The organism is Enterococcus faecium, from assembly GCF_029023785.1.
Taxonomy (GTDB): Bacteria; Bacillota; Bacilli; order Lactobacillales; family Enterococcaceae; genus Enterococcus_B; species Enterococcus_B faecium.
Genome location: NZ_CP118955.1, coordinates 2345001 through 2366300, shown reverse-complemented (window position 1 = coordinate 2366300; position 21300 = coordinate 2345001). Strand labels below are relative to the sequence as shown.

The 21300-nt window shown below is 40.6% G+C and carries 16 protein-coding genes and 1 rRNA gene (1 of these 17 cut by a window edge); 15 read left to right on the top strand and 2 right to left on the bottom strand.

Features of this window, described 5'->3' with window-relative positions; translation table 11 throughout:
- Positions 1-83: 83 nt before the first annotated feature.
- Together PYW34_RS11505 and PYW34_RS11500 are read left to right on the top strand one after the other, a co-directional pair.
- Positions 84-590 carry a VanZ family protein gene (locus tag PYW34_RS11505; RefSeq protein WP_002303647.1) on the top strand — a complete coding sequence of 169 codons (507 nt, stop codon included), beginning with the start codon at positions 84-86 and terminating at the stop codon, positions 588-590.
- 78 nt (positions 591-668) lie between these two features.
- Entirely contained in the window at positions 669-1391 is a 723-nt protein-coding gene (locus PYW34_RS11500) for a YebC/PmpR family DNA-binding transcriptional regulator (RefSeq protein WP_002287391.1), read from the top strand.
- A 77-nt stretch (positions 1392-1468) separates the two neighbouring features.
- On the opposite strand, the gene PYW34_RS11495 is transcribed toward PYW34_RS11500, so the two are convergent.
- Positions 1469-2869, bottom strand: coding sequence for a L,D-transpeptidase family protein (locus tag PYW34_RS11495; RefSeq protein WP_002287397.1), 1401 nt, complete (start codon positions 2867-2869; stop codon positions 1469-1471).
- 169 nt (positions 2870-3038) lie between these two features.
- Complete coding sequence (locus tag PYW34_RS11490) at positions 3039-4013, bottom strand: L-lactate dehydrogenase (protein WP_002287399.1); 975 nt, start codon at positions 4011-4013, stop codon at positions 3039-3041.
- Positions 4014-4365: 352 nt separating this feature from the next.
- Here PYW34_RS11490 and pth point away from each other — a divergent pair, with 352 nt between their 5' ends.
- The 13 genes from pth to PYW34_RS11425 all read left to right on the top strand — a co-directional run.
- Positions 4366-4926, top strand: coding sequence for an aminoacyl-tRNA hydrolase (gene pth, locus PYW34_RS11485; protein ID WP_002287401.1), 561 nt, complete (start codon positions 4366-4368; stop codon positions 4924-4926).
- A 16-nt stretch (positions 4927-4942) separates the two neighbouring features.
- The gene (gene mfd, locus PYW34_RS11480; protein WP_002287403.1) at positions 4943-8464 is read left to right on the top strand and encodes a transcription-repair coupling factor; all 3522 of its coding nucleotides are present in this window, start codon (positions 4943-4945) and stop codon (positions 8462-8464) included.
- Positions 8465-8478: 14 nt separating this feature from the next.
- Positions 8479-10074 (top strand): putative polysaccharide biosynthesis protein, encoded by a 1596-nt coding sequence (locus PYW34_RS11475; protein ID WP_002287405.1) that lies wholly within the window; start codon positions 8479-8481, stop codon positions 10072-10074.
- Between the two features lie 10 nt (positions 10075-10084).
- Entirely contained in the window at positions 10085-10354 is a 270-nt protein-coding gene (locus PYW34_RS11470) for an RNA-binding S4 domain-containing protein (protein WP_002287407.1), read from the top strand.
- A 66-nt stretch (positions 10355-10420) separates the two neighbouring features.
- Positions 10421-10846, top strand: a complete 426-nt coding sequence (locus PYW34_RS11465) for an FtsB family cell division protein (protein WP_002287409.1) — start codon at positions 10421-10423, stop codon at positions 10844-10846.
- 45 nt (positions 10847-10891) lie between these two features.
- Entirely contained in the window at positions 10892-11362 is a 471-nt protein-coding gene (locus PYW34_RS11460) for a S1 domain-containing RNA-binding protein (protein WP_002287412.1), read from the top strand.
- 119 nt (positions 11363-11481) lie between these two features.
- Positions 11482-12927 carry a tRNA lysidine(34) synthetase TilS gene (gene tilS / locus PYW34_RS11455; protein WP_002287414.1) on the top strand — a complete coding sequence of 482 codons (1446 nt, stop codon included), beginning with the start codon at positions 11482-11484 and terminating at the stop codon, positions 12925-12927.
- Positions 12927-13472, top strand: coding sequence for a hypoxanthine phosphoribosyltransferase (gene hpt, locus PYW34_RS11450; protein WP_002287415.1), 546 nt, complete (start codon positions 12927-12929; stop codon positions 13470-13472). Before tilS ends, hpt begins: the two co-directional genes overlap by 1 nt.
- An 89-nt stretch (positions 13473-13561) precedes the next feature.
- Complete coding sequence (ftsH, locus tag PYW34_RS11445; RefSeq protein ID WP_002287418.1) at positions 13562-15673, top strand: ATP-dependent zinc metalloprotease FtsH; 2112 nt, start codon at positions 13562-13564, stop codon at positions 15671-15673.
- A 216-nt stretch (positions 15674-15889) separates the two neighbouring features.
- Positions 15890-16777, top strand: coding sequence for an Hsp33 family molecular chaperone HslO (hslO, locus tag PYW34_RS11440; protein WP_002296053.1), 888 nt, complete (start codon positions 15890-15892; stop codon positions 16775-16777).
- The gene (dusB, locus tag PYW34_RS11435) at positions 16778-17782 is read left to right on the top strand and encodes a tRNA dihydrouridine synthase DusB (protein WP_002290055.1); all 1005 of its coding nucleotides are present in this window, start codon (positions 16778-16780) and stop codon (positions 17780-17782) included.
- Between the two features lie 110 nt (positions 17783-17892).
- Entirely contained in the window at positions 17893-19389 is a 1497-nt protein-coding gene (gene lysS, locus PYW34_RS11430; protein WP_002296055.1) for a lysine--tRNA ligase, read from the top strand.
- Positions 19390-20069: 680 nt separating this feature from the next.
- A 16S ribosomal RNA gene (locus PYW34_RS11425) occupies positions 20070-21300 on the top strand; it runs 329 nt beyond the window's last position.

Sequence of the window (21300 nt, the reverse complement as noted above, 5' to 3'; positions counted from 1 at the left end):
AGCACTTTTTTATGGAAGAAGTCTCTATGAAAATGATTGTTGTTTCTTCAAAAAAAGTCTAAGATAAAATACAGAGGTGACTTATGAATTCTTCAAAAAAACAAATGAAAAACGGAAATATTTATTTAGTAATCGCACTGATAGTCGTTATAATCTTATTTTACAGTTCTTCTCAAACTTACGGACAGCAATCACAAGTTTCGCGATTAGAAAGCTGGCTGCCTAATCAGCCATTTAAAGACACATTAGCGGGTATACGTTTTAATTATGGTGGAAGTATGGTGAGTATCAACCATCTGGGCTACGCCAAATTTTTAGAGTTCTTTTTAAGGAAGGGCGCACATTTCGGTACCTATTTTATTTTGGGAGGCAGCTTGTTTTTAGGTGTTTTCCCCAAGCTAAAAATTTGGTGGCTGACAGCGATCCTTGCTTGGCTTTCAGCAACAGGGTACGCAGGTTTGGACGAATTCCATCAGATGATGACCGGTGGACGAACACCTATGTTCCAAGATGTCATGTTGGATTCGATCGGTGCTCTGACTGCTGTGATATTATGTGTGCTTTTTGCGGCATTCAAGAAGCGTTTATAGATTGGCTGTGGCTTTGTTTTTTTGTGAAATAGTACTAGAATAGAAGTGTATTCTCAAAAGAACAAGGGAGGAAAAATCATGTCAGGACATAGTAAATGGCATAATATCCAAGGAAGAAAAAATGCCCAAGATGCAAAACGAGGGAAAGTCTTTCAGAAACTTTCTCGTGAAATTTATATGGCAGCTAAAGCAGGCGGTCCTGATCCATCTATGAATCCAGCTTTGCGGCTTGTTGTGGACAAAGCAAAAGCTGCAAATATGCCTAACGACAATGTGGAACGGGCGATTAAAAAGGCTACGAGTGCCGTAGATGAAACGAATTACGATGAAATCACGTATGAAGGATATGGTCCGGGTGGAGTAGGAATCTTAGTCCATGCATTGACAGATAACCGTAATCGGACAGCGACAAATGTCCGAGTAGCTTTTACTCGAAACGGTGGATCACTGGGAGAAACGGGTTCAGTCAGTTACTTGTTTGACCGCAAAGGATATATCGCTATTGAACGCGATGGGTTGACTGTTGATGAAGAGACGATGTTTGAGGATGTATTAGAGGCGGGGGCAGAAGATCTGCAAACTTCTCCTGAAGTATTCGAGATTTATACTGCACCAGAAGATTTTGCTGCTGTACGAGATGAGTTGGAAAAAGAGTTCACTTTGGCGCAAGCAGAATTGACGATGATTCCACAAACGACGATTGATTTAAATGAGGAACAAAAAGAGCAATTGGAACGTCTAGTAGATAAGCTAGAAGACGATGATGATGTTTCAGAAGTCTTTACTGCTGCTGAAATGTAAGTAGCACATTGTTAGATAATAAAAAGAAAGCACCTGTACCAATCGTACGGGTGCTTTCTTTTTATATATTATTTTTGTTAGAAGACCAATACAGGCGTTCCTTTTTCGACCATCCCGAATAATTCCTTCATTACACTTGGTGGGGTGTTGATGCAGCCGTGTGAACCGCGGGTTTTCCATAAGTCTCCACCGTATTCAGGTTGCCAGTCTGAATCGTGGATACCAACACCTGTCCAGTCAATCGGCATCCAGTAGTTTACCGGACTCTCGTAAGGTGTTCCATCGTCATTTGTTCCTTTTAAAGTTGCATCTTCTTCTTTATTCCAAACATAGAAGACTCCAGCAGGTGTAGGTGTAGTTGGCTTTCCGGAAACGATATCTGTTTCAAGGGCCACTTTTCCGTCTTTGTAATACCACATATGCTGGTTCTCCAGATCAACTTCGATATACGTATCTTCGATCAATGGATGATCAGCGGTTGTGCCACCTTGCACAATGGGTGAACGAGTAAAATCTTGGCCTGCCAGAATCGCTTTTTTCAATGCTTCTGTCTCACTGTCTGTTTGGATCGTCCAACTGTAAGTGCCAACTGGGACCGTAACTTCTCCTCTTTTTGTACTTTTAAATTTTGTGTCATTCGTACTTGTGTTATACTTTGTGCCTAAATCTGTTACATATTGACGTACTTGTTCCGTATCTAAATCGACTTTTCCATCATTGTAGGTCAGCCAACTCATAATATCACTTGATGGGATCTGGAAAGTCTCACCGTTTATACTGTAAGTAGCTTTTACATTTGCGATAGCATTCATGGATGCGAGTTGTTCTTTCAGTGAGCTGTCTTCAGATGTTACTTTTGGTTTTTCTTTGAATTCAGTCAATTCAATTGTATCTTTACCAGAGTTTACCGCACTTTTTAATTGTTTGACCGCAGCATCGACGTCGATCGTATTTCCATTGACTTCAGGCTTGATAACGAAAGAGTCACCTGCTTTTTCGATCGTTGCATCAGTAGTAGGTGTCCGGTCTTTGTTCAAATCAGTCAGCTTAGTTGTCAATGTCTGAACGGTAGTGTCTAGTTTTTGGTGGTTTTGACTGACAGGATCTATTTCTTGTTTTTCTGCCGCTGAGACATAAGTCATTCCCCAAGTCCATCCGTTTTGTTCATTTAGGATCGGAGAAAGCTCCGAAGTGAAATCATCTTTGTAGCCGAGCTCGGATTTTGGTACTTCCTGCCAGACTTTTCCATCTTCTTTAATAGCCAGTTTTTTATCAGAATAAGCTTCTTTTAATTTTTCATTTGCTTTTTCGACTGTTAGATTGCTGACATTTATTCCATTTATTTCTGTATTCGGCAAAAAATGCTTTGTGTAGTATGTACTGCGATAGGTATAAAAGCTGATCAGCACTAAGAGAACACCAAGAACTGAAAGCAAAGCAACATGTTTCGATTTTTTTCGATGCGAAGATCTTGTCATATCGACAACTCCTTAAGTAAAAGTTTAGGGTGGAACGGTCTCATGATAGCATAATTTAGAGGAAAAGACGAAGGTTATCTCTACTTTATGAAAAAATTTAGAAACCATAAGGGTGATAAAATAAAAAAACGGAAAACACCGAATAGATGTTTTCCGTCATGTTCAAAGATTATTCAGCGTCTAGTTTAGCAAAAGCTTCATCTAGAATTTCTTTTAATTGCTTAGCAGAAGCAGCCATACGGTCTTGCTCGCTGTCACTTAAAGGAATTTCGATTACTTTTTGGATACCTTGACGGTTGATAACAGCAGGTGCACCAATGTAGATGTCGTTCAATCCATATTCGCCATTCATGAATACTGATAAAGGAAGAACAGCATTTTCATCATCTAAGATGGCACGAGTGATACGTGCTAATGCTACTGCGATACCATAGAAAGTAGCGCCTTTTTTCTCGATAATTGTGTAAGCAGCGTCACGTACGCCAAAGAATAGGTTAACCATAGCTTCTTCATCGATTTCTGGGTTGTTTTTTACCCATTCATAGATTTGCAAGCCGGCAACATTTGCATGTGACCAAACTGGGAATTCTGAATCTCCGTGTTCACCTAAGATGTAAGCATGGACGTTACGTGCATCAACGTCAACTAATTCCGCAAGTGCTTGACGGAAACGAGCTGAGTCAAGAGAGGTACCTGAACCGATTACGCGTTCTTTAGGGAAACCTGAGAATTTCCAAGTTGAGTAAGTCAAAATATCTACTGGGTTAGCGGCAACTAAAAAGATACCGTTAAATCCTGATTCAACGATTTGTGTGACAACATCGCGGTTGATTTTTAGGTTTTTGTTTACTAAGTCTAAACGAGTTTCACCTGGTTTTTGTGGTGCGCCAGCTGTAATAACAACTAAGTCAGCATCATGTGCGTCTGCGTAAGTAGCAGAATAGATTTTTTTAGGTGAAGTAAATGCCAAAGCGTGAGACAAGTCAATTGCGTCTCCTTCAGTTTTAGCAGTATTGATATCCACAATACCTACTTCTTGAGCGATATTTTGAGTAACTAGAGCAAAGGCATAGCTAGAACCTACGGCGCCGTCTCCAACAAGAATAACTTTTTGATGATCTTTTTTTTCTGCAGCTGCAGTCATTTAGTATCAATCCTTCCATTGATTTGTTTTTTCCCATGCTTATGCTAACATTTCTCAAGCCCCATGTCACGCTATTTGGCTATAAAATATAACAGATAACAAGGTTGTATTATATGTAAAAGCTTACATGTGCGTTATTTCACTATTTTTATATATCAATTATTTCATTAAACTTTGAAGAAATTTTTAATTTCTTTATCATTTATTAACGATTCTCTTTTAGCCGAAACGCCTTGTTTTGTGTTATACTATGCATTGACAAGTATAAAAAAGAAAAAAGCTCGATGGACTGGACCGCTAATTAGCAGTCCAGCCTTTTGTGCTGCTTTTTAGAATTAGGTGGAAAACAAAAATGAAAATGATCGTCGGGTTAGGAAACCCAGGTACCAAATACCAATATACAAAACACAATATCGGCTTTATGGTCGTGGATAAAATTGCACGCGAGCATCAAGCTACTTTCAAAAAAAATCCGTTCGAAGCAGAAGTTGCCGAATTTTTTCATAATGGAGAAAAGATCCTTTTAGTCAAACCACAAACATTCATGAATGAATCTGGTCGTGCAGTCGGCCCACTAATGACTTATTTTGGGATTTATCCAGAGGAATTAGTCGTAATCTACGATGATTTGGATCTGGCAGTGGGAAAAATCCGGCTCCGTCAAAAGGGAAGTGCCGGCGGGCATAACGGTATCAAAAGTATTATTTCCCATTTGAATACGAATGTCTTTGATCGAATCAAGGTGGGAATCGGCAGGCCAGAAGGGAAAAAAACAGTAGTCCAGCATGTGCTTAGTCCTTTCAGCAAAGAAAATCAGCCTTTGATAGAAGAAAGCATGTGTCAATCTGTTAAAGCAGTCGAATATCTCATAGAAGGGCATTCGTTCGTGGATGCGATGAATCGATTCAATTGAGGAAGGAGGAAAAGGAATGGATATTATTCAATTAGTCGGAAAAGATCCGCAAGTAAAAGAATGGGTCAGCAATTTAGAAGAAAAAATGCCTAGACAACTAATCACAGGATTAGCGGGCTCAGCGAAAACACTTCTATTTGCTCGAGCGTTTAAGAAAACAAATAAAAACATGATTATTCTGATGCCAAATTTGTATTATGCGAATCAGTTAGCAGAAGATCTGCAACATGTGATTCCGCAAGATCAGATCCATTTATTTCCAGTGGATGAAGTGCTTTCTGCTGAAATGGCCTTTTCTTCTCCAGAAGCGCGAGGCGAGAGAGTTGCAACGCTTAACGCACTTCAAGAAAAAAAAGCAGGTATCTATTTGTTGCCAGTCGCATCTTTGCACAAACGACTGCCGAATAAGAAAACTTGGCTACAGGCGCAATTGAATTGGCATATTGGTGATGAGATAGACGTGGAAAATCTTCCTCGCCAATTGACTTTGATGGGCTATGTACGAGAAGAGATGGTCGCAAAACCGGGAGAATTCAGTATTCGAGGAAGCATTATCGATATTTACCCGTTAACGACAACCTATCCTGTTCGTGTAGAACTATTTGATGTAGAGATAGATTCTATGCGGTATTTTGAAGCAGAAACACAACGCTCAATCGAAAAAACGGAAGAAATCTGGGTTTCCCCAACGAGTGAACAAGTCTACGGACCAGAGGATCTAGAACATGGAATAGAGCAAATGCAAAAAATGCTAGAAAAACGGCTTGCTGCGACCACAGAAGAAGCAGACCGCGAGTTTTTGCAAGATTACTTCGGTCAGCTGACTTCAAGCTGGCAAGCAGGTGTCCCGACAGAAGAAGCAAAATTCTACTCAGATCTTCTTTACCAAGAATCTGTGACGATCTTGGATTATTTCCCTTCAAATAGTTTACTAGTCGTTGATGATTATCAGCGAATCATGGAAACAAATCGGGAAATCGAAAGGGAAGCGGCAGAATGGCAGACTCAAAAAATCAGCGAATTGCGGGTGTTTTCTGAGCAGACATTTTCAGCAGATATACAAAAAATCGTGCAGAAGGAAAAGTTCACCACAACCTTTTTCTCACTCTTCCAAAAAGGGATGGGAAATCTTCGTTTCCAAGCAATCCATAATTTTCAATATCGGACGATGCAACAGTTCTTCGGACAAATGCCATTGCTGAAAACAGAAATGGACCGTTGGCGCAAGCAAAAACAGACTGTTGTGATCTTTATTCCGACAAAGGACAGAATACGCAAAGCAGAACAAATGCTTCGAGATGAAGACATATTAGTAGTAGAAACAGAAAAAAATGCATTGATCAGAGGACAGGTACAATTAGTTGAAGGAGCTTTGCAGGCTGGTTTTGAACTTCCTCAAGAAAAAATAGTAGCTATCACAGAAAAAGAAATTTTCCAAAAAACGACGAAAAAACAAACGAGACGTCAAACAGTAACAAACGCAGAGCGATTGAAAAGCTATAATGAGTTAAAAGCAGGAGATTACGTTGTCCATGCCAATCATGGTATCGGGAAATACATTGGGATGGAAACGCTAGAAGTAGATGGCGTTCACCAAGACTATATGACTATTTTGTATCAAAACGACGACAAACTGTTTATTCCTGTTACTCAACTGAATCTGATCCAAAAATATGTCGCCTCTGAAGCCAAAGCGCCTCGCATCAATAAGCTAGGCGGAAGTGAATGGACGAAAACCAAGCGAAAAGTCTCTTCAAAAATCGAGGATATCGCTGACGATCTAATCAAATTATATGCCGCAAGAGAGTCAGAAAAAGGATATGCTTTTGGACCTGATGACGCCTACCAAAAAGAATTCGAAAATGCCTTCCCCTACTCTGAAACTGATGACCAGTTGAGAAGTGCAGCGGAGATCAAACGGGATATGGAAAAAGAAAAACCAATGGATCGACTACTCGTAGGTGATGTTGGTTATGGGAAAACAGAAGTAGCGCTTCGAGCGGCCTTTAAAGCGATAAAGGAAAGCAAACAAGTAGCCTTTTTAGTTCCAACAACGATCTTGGCACAGCAGCACTATGAAACGATGCTGGAAAGATTTGAAGGTTTCCCCGTAAATATCGGGCTATTAAGTCGTTTCAGAACAAGAAAGCAACAAAAAGAAACCATCGAACAACTGCGTACAGGTCAAGTTGATATTGTTGTAGGAACCCACCGAATTTTGTCAAAAGATATTGAATTTAGCGATTTGGGTCTACTGATCATTGACGAAGAACAACGTTTTGGTGTAAAACATAAGGAACGATTGAAACAGTTACGTGCACAAGTGGATGTTTTGACTCTGACTGCAACACCGATTCCGAGAACTTTGCATATGTCGATGTTAGGCGTGCGGGATCTTTCAGTAATCGAAACACCGCCTGCGAATCGTTATCCGATCCAAACGTATGTTATGGAAAAAAATCCTGGGGCTATTCGCGAAGCAATCCATCGAGAAATGGGACGAGGTGGACAAGTATTCTATTTATATAATCGGGTAGAAACGATCGAACAAAAAGTAGAAGAAATCCAAGAACTCGTTCCGGAAGCACGGATCGGTTATGCTCATGGGCAAATGACAGAGGCGCAATTAGAAAATACGCTTTTTGAATTTATTGAAGGTCAATATGATGTTCTTGTCACTACAACCATCATTGAAACAGGAGTAGATATCCCGAACGCAAATACGTTGTTCGTTGAGAACGCTGATTATATGGGATTATCCACGTTATACCAATTGCGAGGGCGGGTAGGAAGAAGCAGCCGTGTCGCATATGCTTACTTTATGTATGAGCAGCAGAAGATCCTTAACGAAGTCAGTGAAAAACGTCTTCAGGCAATCAAAGATTTTACAGAACTGGGATCTGGATTCAAGATTGCGATGCGGGATCTTTCCATTCGCGGTGCAGGTAATCTCTTAGGTGCTCAGCAGCATGGATTTATTGATGCAGTCGGTTTCGATATGTATTCTCAAATGCTAAGCGAAGCTGTTTCTCGTAAACAAGGAAAGAATAGTCAAGTGGAGAAGACCACTGTTGAGATCGACCTCGGTGTCGATGCGTATCTACCTGAAACATACGTGGCAGATCAACGGCAGAAAATCGAGATCTATAAACGAATTCGTGAACTTGATTCGCAAGAAATGCTAGATGAACTAGAAGATGATCTGCTCGACCGTTTTGGAGAATATCCAGAAGAAGTAGCACATCTCTTGACAATTGGGCAGATCAAAATGGATGGCGATCGAGCGCTCCTAGAAACGATAAGGAAACAGGAGGCGCATATAGTCTTTACTCTAAGTAAAGTTGGAACAAAACGCTATAGTGTGGAACAGTTATTCGAAGCACTGACAGCGACAAAACTAAAAGCCAGTCTAGGCGTTGAAAAAGAACAGATGGTGATACGCTTGACGATCCCCAACCAAATGGAAGAAGCAGTATGGCTTCAGGAAATCCAAAAGTTTGTCAAAGCGTTGCGTGAGCAAAAATATCTGTCAGCGTAGGAAGGAGCAATGATTTGGATCATAAAGAAATGCGGCGCGTCATGCAAGGAGCATTTGTATTGACGATTGCTTCTTTCATAGCAAAAGTATTAAGTGCCCTTTACCGAATTCCCCTCCAAAACTTAGTCGGCGACGAAGGTTTTTATGTTTATCAGCAAGTTTATCCAATTTATGGGATAGCAATGACTTTAGCTTTATCCGGTCTTCCGCAGTTCATATCAAAGTACGTTGCAGAAAGAAAGAATCCTTTCGAGCGAAAGCAAGCTTTGCAAAATCTTTATCCCTTAGTATTTTGGACAGGTGTCTTTTTGTGGTTGTTTGTCTTTGCATTTAGCAGCTGGATTGCTTGGATGATGGGAGACATACAATTGAAACCGCTGATCCAAGTAGTTTCCTTTACCTTTTTGCTGATGCCTGGTCTATCTTTTTATCGAGGGAATTTCCAAGGAAGATTCTTGATGGAACCAACTGCTGTTTCTCAAGTAGTTGAGCAGTTCGTTCGTGTTTTTGTGATTGTCTGTAGTGCGTTTGCTTTTAGAAAGCTTGGATGGACGGTGTACCAAACAGGGACGGCAGCAATGAGTGGAGCTGTTTTTGGCGGTTTATGCGCATATGGGATCCTTCACTACTATGAACAAAAGATTCATGGAGGAGCGTTAAGCTTCCGACGGTTTCCATTGTTCAAACAGCCGTCAAAGCCCTTGATCCGGCGTTTTCTGGTAGAAGGCGGACTGGTTTCGATTTATAGTGGATTGCTTATCTTTTTCCAGCTGATCGACTCTTTCTTTGTAAAAAATGCTTTGGAAGTTTACGGACTGTCAGAATACGGTGCGAAGATAGCAAAAGGGGTCTATGATCGAGGTCAGCCTTTAGTACAATTAGGTTTAGTGATTGCCACTGCATTAAGTGCGACATTCCTGCCTGCGTTGACTCGTCATTTGACCAACCGGATCTATCGTCAGTTTTTACAGACAGCCAAAATCTATCTTAGATTGACGACCGCTTTAGCATTAGCTGCGTCTTTGGGATTAGCCTTGCTGCTCCCTTATATCAATTATGCGTTGTTTAAAGATTATGCGGGAAATGCAGCGCTTGTATTATTTGTTTTTTCCATTGCTTTCACTGCAGTCATCCAAGCTTATCAAAGTATTGCTCAAAGCAAGAACTCGTTTCGCCCTTCTTTAAAAGGCGCAGGATGGGGACTATTGGTAAAAGGATTGACTACTTCTTTTCTGACCGGTTTATTAGGAACAGCAGGTGCAAGCCTGTCTACCCTTTTAGGATTAGGTGTGACGCTTTGGTATTTTGTTCGAATTGAAACAAAAGAGCTAAATGCTTTTTGGAAAGAACGGCATTTTGGACGGAAGTTGATGTTCAGCCTTCTTTGTATGACAGTAGTACTGCTGCTGTATTATGGTGTATTGAATATAGTATTTGGTCCTGTAACTCATCGTTCCACTGCTTTTTTTGTCAGCGTGATAGGAGTTGGGATCGGGGCTTCTGTGTTCATTTATGCAGTGATTCGTCTTCGTCTGTTTACAGTACGAGAATGGCTAATGTTGCCTTTTGGTAAGAAAATCCTGCGATTAAATAAAAAAATTAAAAAGTGAGGAATAAGATATGCGATTAGATAAATTTTTAAAAATTTCCCGAATCATCAAAAGACGATCAGTAGCAAAAGAAGTAGCTGATAAAGGAAGAATTCAAATCAACGGTAAATTGGCGAAATCTTCCAGTGATGTCAAAGTAGGCGATATTTTGAAAGTCCAGTTTGGCAACAAAACGTTGGAAGTGAAAATTACGGAATTACATGAATCAACCAAAAAAGAAGATGCACAAAAAATGTACGAAATTATTTCTGAAAATCGCACAGAAACACTAGAGAAATAGATTAGACAAGCTTTCACGATATTGGTATAATGAAAAAGACAATCAAAAAGATTGGAGCGAATCCAAGTGACGAAAAAAAGCAATAAAATCGCTGCGCTAGATACGGAATATGCAAAGAAAAAGTATGCTGAATTTCAGCAACAACAACGTCAACTGATTTTTCGAAGACGCAGACTGGCTGCAATTTTTGTTGGTGCTTTGGTCATTTTCGCGATAATAGGTGTGCAGATTTTCCATGACATGCAAAGGATGCATCAATTGAACGAATTGAGAGTCGAAGCAAATACTGAAATGAAAGAAGTCAACGCAGACGTTGATCAGCTGCACCAAGATGTTTCATTGCTGAAAGATGATGAGTATGTAGCTAAACTTGCCAGAAGCAAATTCTTTTACTCAAAAGACGGTGAAAAAGTTTATCCTATATTAGAATCAAATACAGACAGCTCGACAAATGAAACAGATCAATCAACTAGTTCTACAACTGCAAAATAAGCAGGAATATAAAAAAGGGAAATAATTAGGAGGAACATTTTTTTTATGTCAATCGAGGTAGGAGCAAAACTGCAAGGAAAAGTATCAGGAATCACAAATTTTGGTGCGTTTATTGATCTAGGTGCTGGAAAAACGGGTCTAGTTCATATTAGCGAAGTGTCAAATGGCTATGTAAAAGACATCCATGATGTTTTAAGTGTAGGAGATGAAGTAACAGTTAAAGTTATTTCAGTAAATGATGATGGAAAAATCGGACTATCTATCCGGAAAGCGCAGGAACAACCTGCTGAATCTGGAGAAGAAAGCCGTCCTAAAAAATATCAACAAAAAGATCCCCGTGACAACCGAAATCGTCCAGCACAGAAAAAATCTTTTTCTCGCAGTCAACCTTCAGCTCAAAAAGAAGACTTCGATTCATTGATGAGTTCATTTTTGAAAGATAGCGATGACCGCTTATCTTCATTGAAGCGAAACACAGAAGGAAAGCGCGGTGGCCGTGGCGGACGTCGCAGCTAAAAAGCCGCAAATAATGATAGTGCGACTATTTGGGTCATAGTATCAACAGAGGGCAGGTTAATTGTCGTTTTAGACGTTTTCCCGCTCTCTTTTTTTTAGGAAGAAAGGGTGTGGAAAGGATGAACGTTGAAAAAGGCGGGAAAAAAGCACCGCTATTACAGCAGTCATTTATTCGGCACGGGAATGAACAAGGATTCTGGCAACAAGGATCGAGAATTTTAGCAGCGGTATCAGGTGGTGTTGATTCGATGGTTTTGCTCCATTTACTTTTACAAGTGCAACGCCAAATCGGTTTTTCTTTAGGTATCGTCCACATCAATCACCAATTAAGAGAAGAATCAGCAGAAGAAGCTGCCTATCTTCGCTCATATTGTGAAGAGAAGAATCTCCCTTTATATGTAAGTATTTGGGAAGATCCAGCCAAATCCGCCATAGAAACAGAAGCTCGTAACTTTCGTTATCAAGAATTCACTCGCGTGATGGAAGAAGGACAATATGACACGTTGATGACTGCTCATCACGGAGATGATCAAATCGAGACGGTGTTAATGAAAATCGTTCGTGGGGGACAGTTAAATACTTTTTCTGGAATCAAAGAAGTACAACCATTTGCTACGGGCAGACTGATTCGTCCGTTGCTGAGTTTTAGCAAAGAAGACCTATATACTTATGCAGCGGAATCGCAGCTTGTTTACTTTGAGGATCAGACAAACCAATTGTTAGATATCCAGAGAAATCGGCTTCGTCATTTGGTAGTTCCTCAATTGAAACAAGAAAATACACAGGCGTTGAGACATTTCCAGCAATTTTCGCAACAGATCCAATGGGCAGACCAAGTCATTCAAAAATATATGGGACAGTTGATCGAAAAGGAAGTCGAACAGTGGGAGGAACAATTTCGATTTTCTGCAGAAATGATTGAAGAAATGACAGATGCTGAACGATACTATTTTTTTTACTCCTTTTTCGACAAAGCATTCTCAAAAACAGGAATTATTTTGAAAGAACAACAAATGGAGTCGATTTTAGACCAGTGGCAACAGAAAAAAAGCCAATGGCAACTCAGTATTGGCAATAATTGGATACTGAAAAGAGAGTATCATTTTGTTGTACTCTCTAAAAAAGAAAAACAAGCAACTAGCCAGACAGAAGACCAGCGCTTGTTGCTGATTCCAGAACAAGGAATATATTTGAATGAAACAGAATGGATTGGTCTGGTCAAACCTGAAAATGCAGGGGACATCAAAGCAACAGATTCATGGTCTCTATTTTCTCATGACATTTGGATTCCTGCTGATGTGCAACTGTATGTCGAAAAAAGAAAAGCAGGAGACCGCATTAAATTAACAGAGAATCTCACAAAAAAAGTATCTAGATATTTTATCGATCAGAAAGTACCTAATTCACAAAGGCAGCATGCTTGGATCATTACAGATGCCAAAAGAAATATATATAGCTTGATACCTTTTGCCTTTTCATATTTGAGTATTCGTGAAGAAACTGATAAAATACACTACATACTTCTTTACAAATATCAAAAAGAAGCAATTGGAAGGAGAACCTGATGTTGGAAAAGGATATTGAGAGAATTTTGATCTCACAAGAAGAGATACAAGTTCGTTGCAAAGAACTAGGCAAAGAGTTAACAGAAATTTACCAAAACACCAATCCCCTAGTAGTAGGTGTCTTAAAAGGAGCGGTACCATTCATGGCAGATATCGTTCGTTCTATCGATACGTATTTGGAATTGGATTTCATGGATGTTTCAAGCTACGGGAATGCAACAGTCTCGTCAGGGGAAGTAAAAATCGTCAAAGACTTAGATACGAATGTAGAAGGTCGCGATCTGTTGATCGTTGAAGATATCATTGACAGCGGAAGAACACTTGCTTATTTAGTGGATCTTTTCAAATACCGCAAAGCAAAATCAGTCAAAATTGTTACACTACTTGACAAACCTGAAGGAAGAGTAGTAAATATCGAAGCAGATTATGTTGGCTTCAACGTACCAAATGAATTTGTGGTCGGTTATGGCTTGGATTATGCAGAAGCATATCGTAACCTTCCGTACATCGGTGTATTGAAACCTAGTGTTTATCAATCAAATTAATGCTGTATCTCAATTAAATTATGGTACAATAGAATGGTCAGGATTGATAAAAAACTGTTAAATTAAATTGACGCTTAGGGAGGGCAACTATGAACAAAAAGAACAACGGCATGATGAAAAATGCCTTGTATTATGTCCTCGTAATCTTAGCGATGGTAATGGTCGTTTATTTCATTTTTGGTAATAACGGCCAGCGATCGTCAGATATCGAGTACTCAAAATTCACAGAACAACTACAAGCAGGCAAGATCAAAGAATTTGAAGTGCAGCCTGCAAATGGTGTATATAAGATCACTGGTGAATACAAAGAACAGCAGACCGTCGCTAACAGCGGTGGGTTAGCTATCTTAGGTTCAACAGATACGACTACTACCCATTTCACAACAATCATTTTGCCAAATGATACAACATTGAGCCAAGTAACAGAACTGGCAAAAGAAAACAAAGTTGCTACAACAGTAAAAGAAGAATCAAGCAGCGGTATATGGGTTTCCCTATTGCTTAGCTTCTTGCCAATCGTAATCATCATCTTTTTCTTTTACATGATGATGGGACAACAAGGCGGCGGCGGTGGCGGTGGCGGCCGTGTCATGAACTTTGGTAAATCAAAAGCCAAAGAAGCAGACAAAAAAGCTAATCGCGTACGTTTTTCTGATGTAGCGGGTGCGGAAGAAGAAAAACAAGAACTAGTTGAAGTTGTTGAATTTCTGAAAGATCCTCGCCGATTTGTTGAATTAGGTGCCCGTATCCCGGCAGGTGTACTTTTAGAAGGACCTCCAGGAACAGGTAAAACCTTATTAGCAAAAGCTGTTGCCGGAGAAGCTGGAGTACCGTTTTACTCGATCTCGGGTTCTGATTTCGTAGAAATGTTTGTCGGTGTTGGAGCAAGTCGTGTTCGTGATTTGTTTGAAACAGCGAAGAAAAACGCACCAGCTATCATTTTCATTGATGAAATTGATGCGGTAGGTCGTCAACGTGGTGCCGGTATGGGCGGCGGACATGATGAACGCGAACAAACATTGAACCAATTGCTTGTAGAAATGGATGGCTTCGACGGAAATGAAGGAGTAATCGTCATTGCTGCAACCAACCGTTCTGATGTACTAGACCCAGCGTTACTACGTCCAGGCCGTTTTGACCGCCAGATTTTAGTTGGACGTCCAGATGTAAAAGGTCGTGAAGCAATCTTGCGAGTCCATGCACGGAATAAACCGATGGCAGATGACGTTGACTTGAAAGTTGTGGCTCAACAGACACCAGGTTTTGCCGGAGCAGATTTAGAAAATGTCTTGAATGAAGCAGCGTTAGTAGCTGCTAGAAGAAATAAAAAGAAAATCGATGCTTCTGATATCGATGAAGCGGAAGATCGCGTGATTGCAGGTCCAGCTAAAAAAGATCGCGTAATCAGCAAAAAAGAACGCGAAATGGTTGCTTATCACGAAGCTGGTCATACGATTGTCGGATTAGTATTGAGTCGCGCTCGGGTCGTCCACAAAGTAACGATCATCCCTCGCGGACGCGCCGGCGGATATATGATCGCTTTACCAAAAGAAGATCAGTTCTTGATGACGAAAGAAGATATGTTTGAACAAATCGTAGGCTTACTTGGTGGACGTACAGCTGAAGAAATCATCTTCAATGTCCAATCAACTGGTGCTTCCAATGACTTTGAGCAAGCGACAGCTCTAGCACGAAGCATGGTAACAGAATATGGAATGAGTGATCGTTTAGGTCCTGTTCAATATGAAGGAAACCATCAAGTGTTTGTTGGCCGCGACTATGGTCAAACAAAAGCTTACTCGGAACAAGTCGCTTTCGAGATTGATCAAGAAGTACGAAAAATCTTGATGGAAGCTCATGATAAAGCTCGAGAAATCATCGAAGCTCATCGTGCACAGCATAAACTGATTGCTGAAAAACTTTTGGAATTCGAAACATTGGATGCCAAAGCAATCAAGTCATTGTTTGAACACGGTGTGATGCCTGAAGGTACTGAGTCAAATGATTATCCAAGCGAAAAAGAAGCGAAAACTTTTGAAGAAGCAAAACGTGCTTTGGAAGAAAAAGACGCTGAAAAACAAGCGGAAGAAAAACGTGATTTTGAAGAAGCAAAACATGAACTGAATGAGGAAAATAAAGCAGAACATGATTCAGATTCTCAACAATCAGAAGATAATCATTCAGACGATCAATACAAATAAAAAAATATAGGTCAATTGATCTGATATGACTCCCGAAAACCGGAACAAAAACCGGTTTTCGGGAGATTTCTTTATTTAAGTTGTAAATAGGGTGATGTCCTGTTTTCTAGATGATTCTGAATTATTTTTAAAAGAAGCATTCCAAAGTTGAAAAAAGCAGTAGTTGCTAGTATGATTCACTATGAGTTTAAAAACGGAAAAAGGAGTACATAACAAATGAAAGATTATTTGGTTAAGGCACTTGCTCACGACGGATTCGTCCGAGCATACGCCGTTCAAGCAACAAATACCGTAGCGGAGGCACAAAGACGTCATGATACTTGGCACACCTCCTCAGCTGCTTTGGGACGGACATTGGTCGGTAGTCTGCTACTTGGTGCGACGCTCAAAGGAGAAGACAAACTAACTGTTCGAATCCAAGGCGATGGTCCAGCAACAGGAATTGTAGTAGATGCAAATGGAAAGGGAGATGTGAAAGGTTACATCAAAAATCCGCATCTCAGTCTTCCTCTAAATAGTGAAGGTAAAATCGATGTGCGGGGAGCAGTTGGAACACAAGGAATGTTTACTGTCACAAAAGACTTAGGATTAAAAGAACCTTTTTCTGGGCAAACGCCGATTGTTTCTGGAGAAATCGCTGAAGATTTTACTTACTATCTTGCTATCTCAGAACAAATCCCTTCAGCTGTTGGACTGAGTGTATTGGTCAATACTGACGACAGCATCAAGACGGCGGGAGGATTCATGATCCAAATCATGCCAGGTGCCGATGAAGAAACAATCAGCAAGATCGAAGAACAATTAAAAACGACACCAAGAATCTCTACCCTCTTAGATGAAGGACAGACACCAGAAGAAATATTGAAAGGATTGCTTGGTACAGAAGAATTGAACATTTTGGAAAAAATGCCTGTTCAATTCAAATGTGACTGTTCAAAAGAAAAATTTGCAGAAGCAATTATCGCGTTAGGTGCAGAAGAAATCCAAGCAATGATAGACGAAGATCACGGTGCAGAAGCGGTTTGTTCTTTCTGTAATAACAAATACAAGTATAGCGAAGAAGAATTAGATGGATTGAAGAAAGAAGCCTTAGGAGGGATTTAAGTGGAACACACATGGAAAATTGGCAATGTGGAAATCCCTAATCGTGTCGTTGTTGCACCGATGGCTGGAATAACAAATTCAGCATTTCGAGTCACTGTCAAAGAATTTGGTGCGGGCTTAGTCGTATGTGAAATGATCAGTGACCAAGGTATTCATTTCAGAAACAAAAAAACTTTAGAGATGCTCCACATTGAAGAAACAGAACATCCATTAAGTTTACAGATATTTGGCGGAAATAAAGATAGTCTAGTTGAAGCTGCTCAATTTGTCGAAGAAAACACAGCTGCCGATATAATAGATATCAATATGGGCTGTCCAGTAAATAAAGTAATCAAAGCAGAAGCAGGAGCAAAATGGCTTTTAGATCCTGAGAAAGTATACGAAATGGTCCAAGCTGTTTCTTCAGCAGTAAATATCCCAGTAACAATCAAGATGCGTATTGGTTGGGATGAAGAGCACGTCTTTGCTGTAGAAAATGCATTAGCAGCACAATCAGCTGGAGCAAGTGCCATCGCTATGCATGGACGTACACGGGTTCAGATGTATGAAGGAAAAGCGGACTGGGAAGTATTGAAAGAAGTGAAAAAACATTTGACGATCCCATTTATGGGGAACGGGGATGTCAAAACGCCAGAAGATGCAAAATGGATGCTTGACTATGTCGGTGCAGACGGTGTGATGATTGGTCGTGCAGCGCTGGGCAATCCATGGATGATTCACCGCACACAGCATTATCTCGAAACAGGGGAACTGATTCCTGAACCAACACCAGCCGAAAAAATTGCTACAGCTAAACTTCATTTACAACGCTTAGCAGATCTCAAAGGAGAAAAAGTAGCTTGTAGAGAATTCAGAACACATGCGGCTTATTATTTAAAAGGGATTCCTCGAGCAGCGAAAGTGAAAGTAGCAATCAATCAGACAGAAAAACAGCAAGAAATCAATGACCTGCTGGATCAATTTGTAGAAAAAGCGGAAAAAGTACTATTGAAACAAACGTTGTGATTTCTAAGTTTTTCGTGAATTTTCAAGCCGAAATTCCAAGTTCGGCTTGCTTTTTTTGTGTTTCATTGGCATTATAGGAAAGAGATTAACATGAGAATGGAGGAACTTTTGTGACACAGGAACAACAACATCAAGTAGAAGATTTAAATGATCAAATGCTTGTACGTCGTCAAAAAATGGAACAATTGCGTGAAGATGGAATCGATCCATTTGGAAAACGATTTGAACGCACGCACAACTCAGAAGAATTGCATGAACTATTTGATCCAAGAACAAAAGAAGAACTAGCAGAAATGGGATTGACCGCTAGTGTAGCTGGTCGTATGATGACTCGCCGAGGAAAAGGGAAAGCTGGATTTGCGCATCTACAAGATCGTGAAGGCCAAATTCAAATTTATGTAAGAAAAGACCAAGTAGGTGATGAGGCCTATGAAGTATTCAAACATGCAGACCTTGGAGATTTCTTTGGTGTAACTGGACAAATCATGAAAACAGACACAGGCGAAGTTTCTATCAAAGCTTCAGAAATCACGATTTTGTCAAAAGCACTTCGTCCACTGCCAGATAAATACCATGGCTTAACGAATATTGAACAACGCTACAGACAACGCTACTTGGATTTAATCAGTAATCGCGAAAGCTTTGACCGATTTATGAAACGAAGCCAAATTATCAGCGAAATCCGTCGCTATTTAGATGGCAATGGCTATATTGAAGTAGAAACACCAGTATTGCACAATGAGGCAGGTGGAGCTGCCGCACGCCCATTTATCACGCATCATAATGCACTGGACATTGATTTATATTTGCGTATTGCGCTAGAACTTCATTTAAAACGACTAATTGTTGGCGGAATGGAAAAAGTTTATGAAATCGGCCGCGTTTTCCGTAATGAAGGAATTGATACTACACATAATCCAGAATTTACGATGTTAGAAGCATACACAGCATATACTGATTTCAATGATGTAATGAATCTGACAGAAGGTATTATCCGTAACGCAGCTGAAAAAGTACTAGGAACAGCAAAAATCACATATGATGGACAAGCTGTCGACTTAGAAAGTGACTTTAAACGCATCCATATGGTAGATGCAATCAAAGAACAAACTGGTGTAGACTTCTGGCAAGAAATGACATTGGAAGAAGCATTAGCTTTAGCCGAAAAACACAATGTAGAAGTAACCGAAGCTATGGGTGTCGGACATGTTATCAATGAATTCTTTGAAACATTTGTTGAAGAAACATTGACACAACCGACGTTTGTATACGGACATCCAGTCGAAGTTTCGCCTTTAGCGAAGAAAAATCCAGAAGATCCTCGATTCACAGATCGATTCGAACTATTCATAGTGGGGCGCGAATTTGCTAATGCCTTTACAGAACTGAACGATCCAATTGATCAAAGAGAAAGATTCGAAGCGCAAGAAAAAGAACGTGAACTAGGAAATGACGAAGCTCACGGTGTAGACGAAGACTTCTTGGAAGCCTTAGAATACGGTATGCCGCCAACTGGTGGTCTAGGCATCGGGATCGACAGATTAGTAATGTTGCTAACTGATGCACAATCAATTCGGGATGTTTTGCTATTCCCAACAATGAGATAATCGAATAAAAGCTGTCTAAGGAATTCCTTAGGCAGCTTTTGCTGTGTAGAAAGGAATAAATAATAACGAAAGTTCAAAAGCTAATGCCGACTATTCTAGACATTAAAGAAGACGAAAACGAACGATAAAGAAAGAAAAGTTATGAATAATCGTTTATTGAAAAAAACTTGAAAAAATACAAAAAATTCGTTGACCAAGCTAAATTTAGTTGGTATATTATTACTTGTCCAAAAGACAGAAGAAAATATTTATTCAAAAACATAACAAAAAAGTTATTGACATGTTACTAACGACATGATAAGATAACTGAGTCGTTAAAAAAGAACCACTTGCGAAGCTTGATTCTATCGAAAAAAACTTCAAAAAAGTTCTTGACAAATAACAAACGATAAGTTATGATAAATGAGTTGCCGAAAGATTTCGAAAAACGAAATCGAAAAAAACTTTTAAAAAAGAGTTGACAATCGCTTGTCTCTCTGATATGATATAAAAGTTGCTACGGCAGCCAAAAATGAATCGGGAAACACTCTCGATGAAGTAGACCTTTGAAAACTGAACAAAGTAAGACAAACCAAATGTGTAGGGCGTCTTGATTCAATTCAAGACAACAAACATTTTTAACAAGCAAGCAATATGCTAGCAAACAAATTGAGCTTAACAATCGCAAGATTGTTCGAACTTTTTATGAGAGTTTGATCCTGGCTCAGGACGAACGCTGGCGGCGTGCCTAATACATGCAAGTCGAACGCTTCTTTTTCCACCGGAGCTTGCTCCACCGGAAAAAGAGGAGTGGCGAACGGGTGAGTAACACGTGGGTAACCTGCCCATCAGAAGGGGATAACACTTGGAAACAGGTGCTAATACCGTATAACAATCAAAACCGCATGGTTTTGATTTGAAAGGCGCTTTCGGGTGTCGCTGATGGATGGACCCGCGGTGCATTAGCTAGTTGGTGAGGTAACGGCTCACCAAGGCCACGATGCATAGCCGACCTGAGAGGGTGATCGGCCACATTGGGACTGAGACACGGCCCAAACTCCTACGGGAGGCAGCAGTAGGGAATCTTCGGCAATGGACGAAAGTCTGACCGAGCAACGCCGCGTGAGTGAAGAAGGTTTTCGGATCGTAAAACTCTGTTGTTAGAGAAGAACAAGGATGAGAGTAACTGTTCATCCCTTGACGGTATCTAACCAGAAAGCCACGGCTAACTACGTGCCAGCAGCCGCGGTAATACGTAGGTGGCAAGCGTTGTCCGGATTTATTGGGCGTAAAGCGAGCGCAGGCGGTTTCTTAAGTCTGATGTGAAAGCCCCCGGCTCAACCGGGGAGGGTCATTGGAAACTGGGAGACTTGAGTGCAGAAGAGGAGAGTGGAATTCCATGTGTAGCGGTGAAATGCGTAGATATATGGAGGAACACCAGTGGCGAAGGCGGCTCTCTGGTCTGTAACTGACGCTGAGGCTCGAAAGCGTGGGGAGCAAACAGGATTAGATACCCTGGTAGTCCACGCCGTAAACGATGAGTGCTAAGTGTTGGAGGGTTTCCGCCCTTCAGTGCTGCAGCTAACGCATTAAGCACTCCGCCTGGGGAGTACGACCGCAAGGTTGAAACTCAAAGGAATTGACGGGGGCCCGCACAAGCGGTGGAGCATGTGGTTTAATTCGAAGCAACGCGAAGAACCTTACCAGGTCTTGACATCCTTTGACCACTCTAGAGATAGAGCTTCCCCTTCGGGGGCAAAGTGACAGGTGGTGCATGGTTGTCGTCAGCTCGTGTCGTGAGATGTTGGGTTAAGTCCCGCAACGAGCGCAACCCTTATTGTTAGTTGCCATCATTCAGTTGGGCACTCTAGCAAGACTGCCGGTGACAAACCGGAGGAAGGTGGGGATGACGTCAAATCATCATGCCCCTTA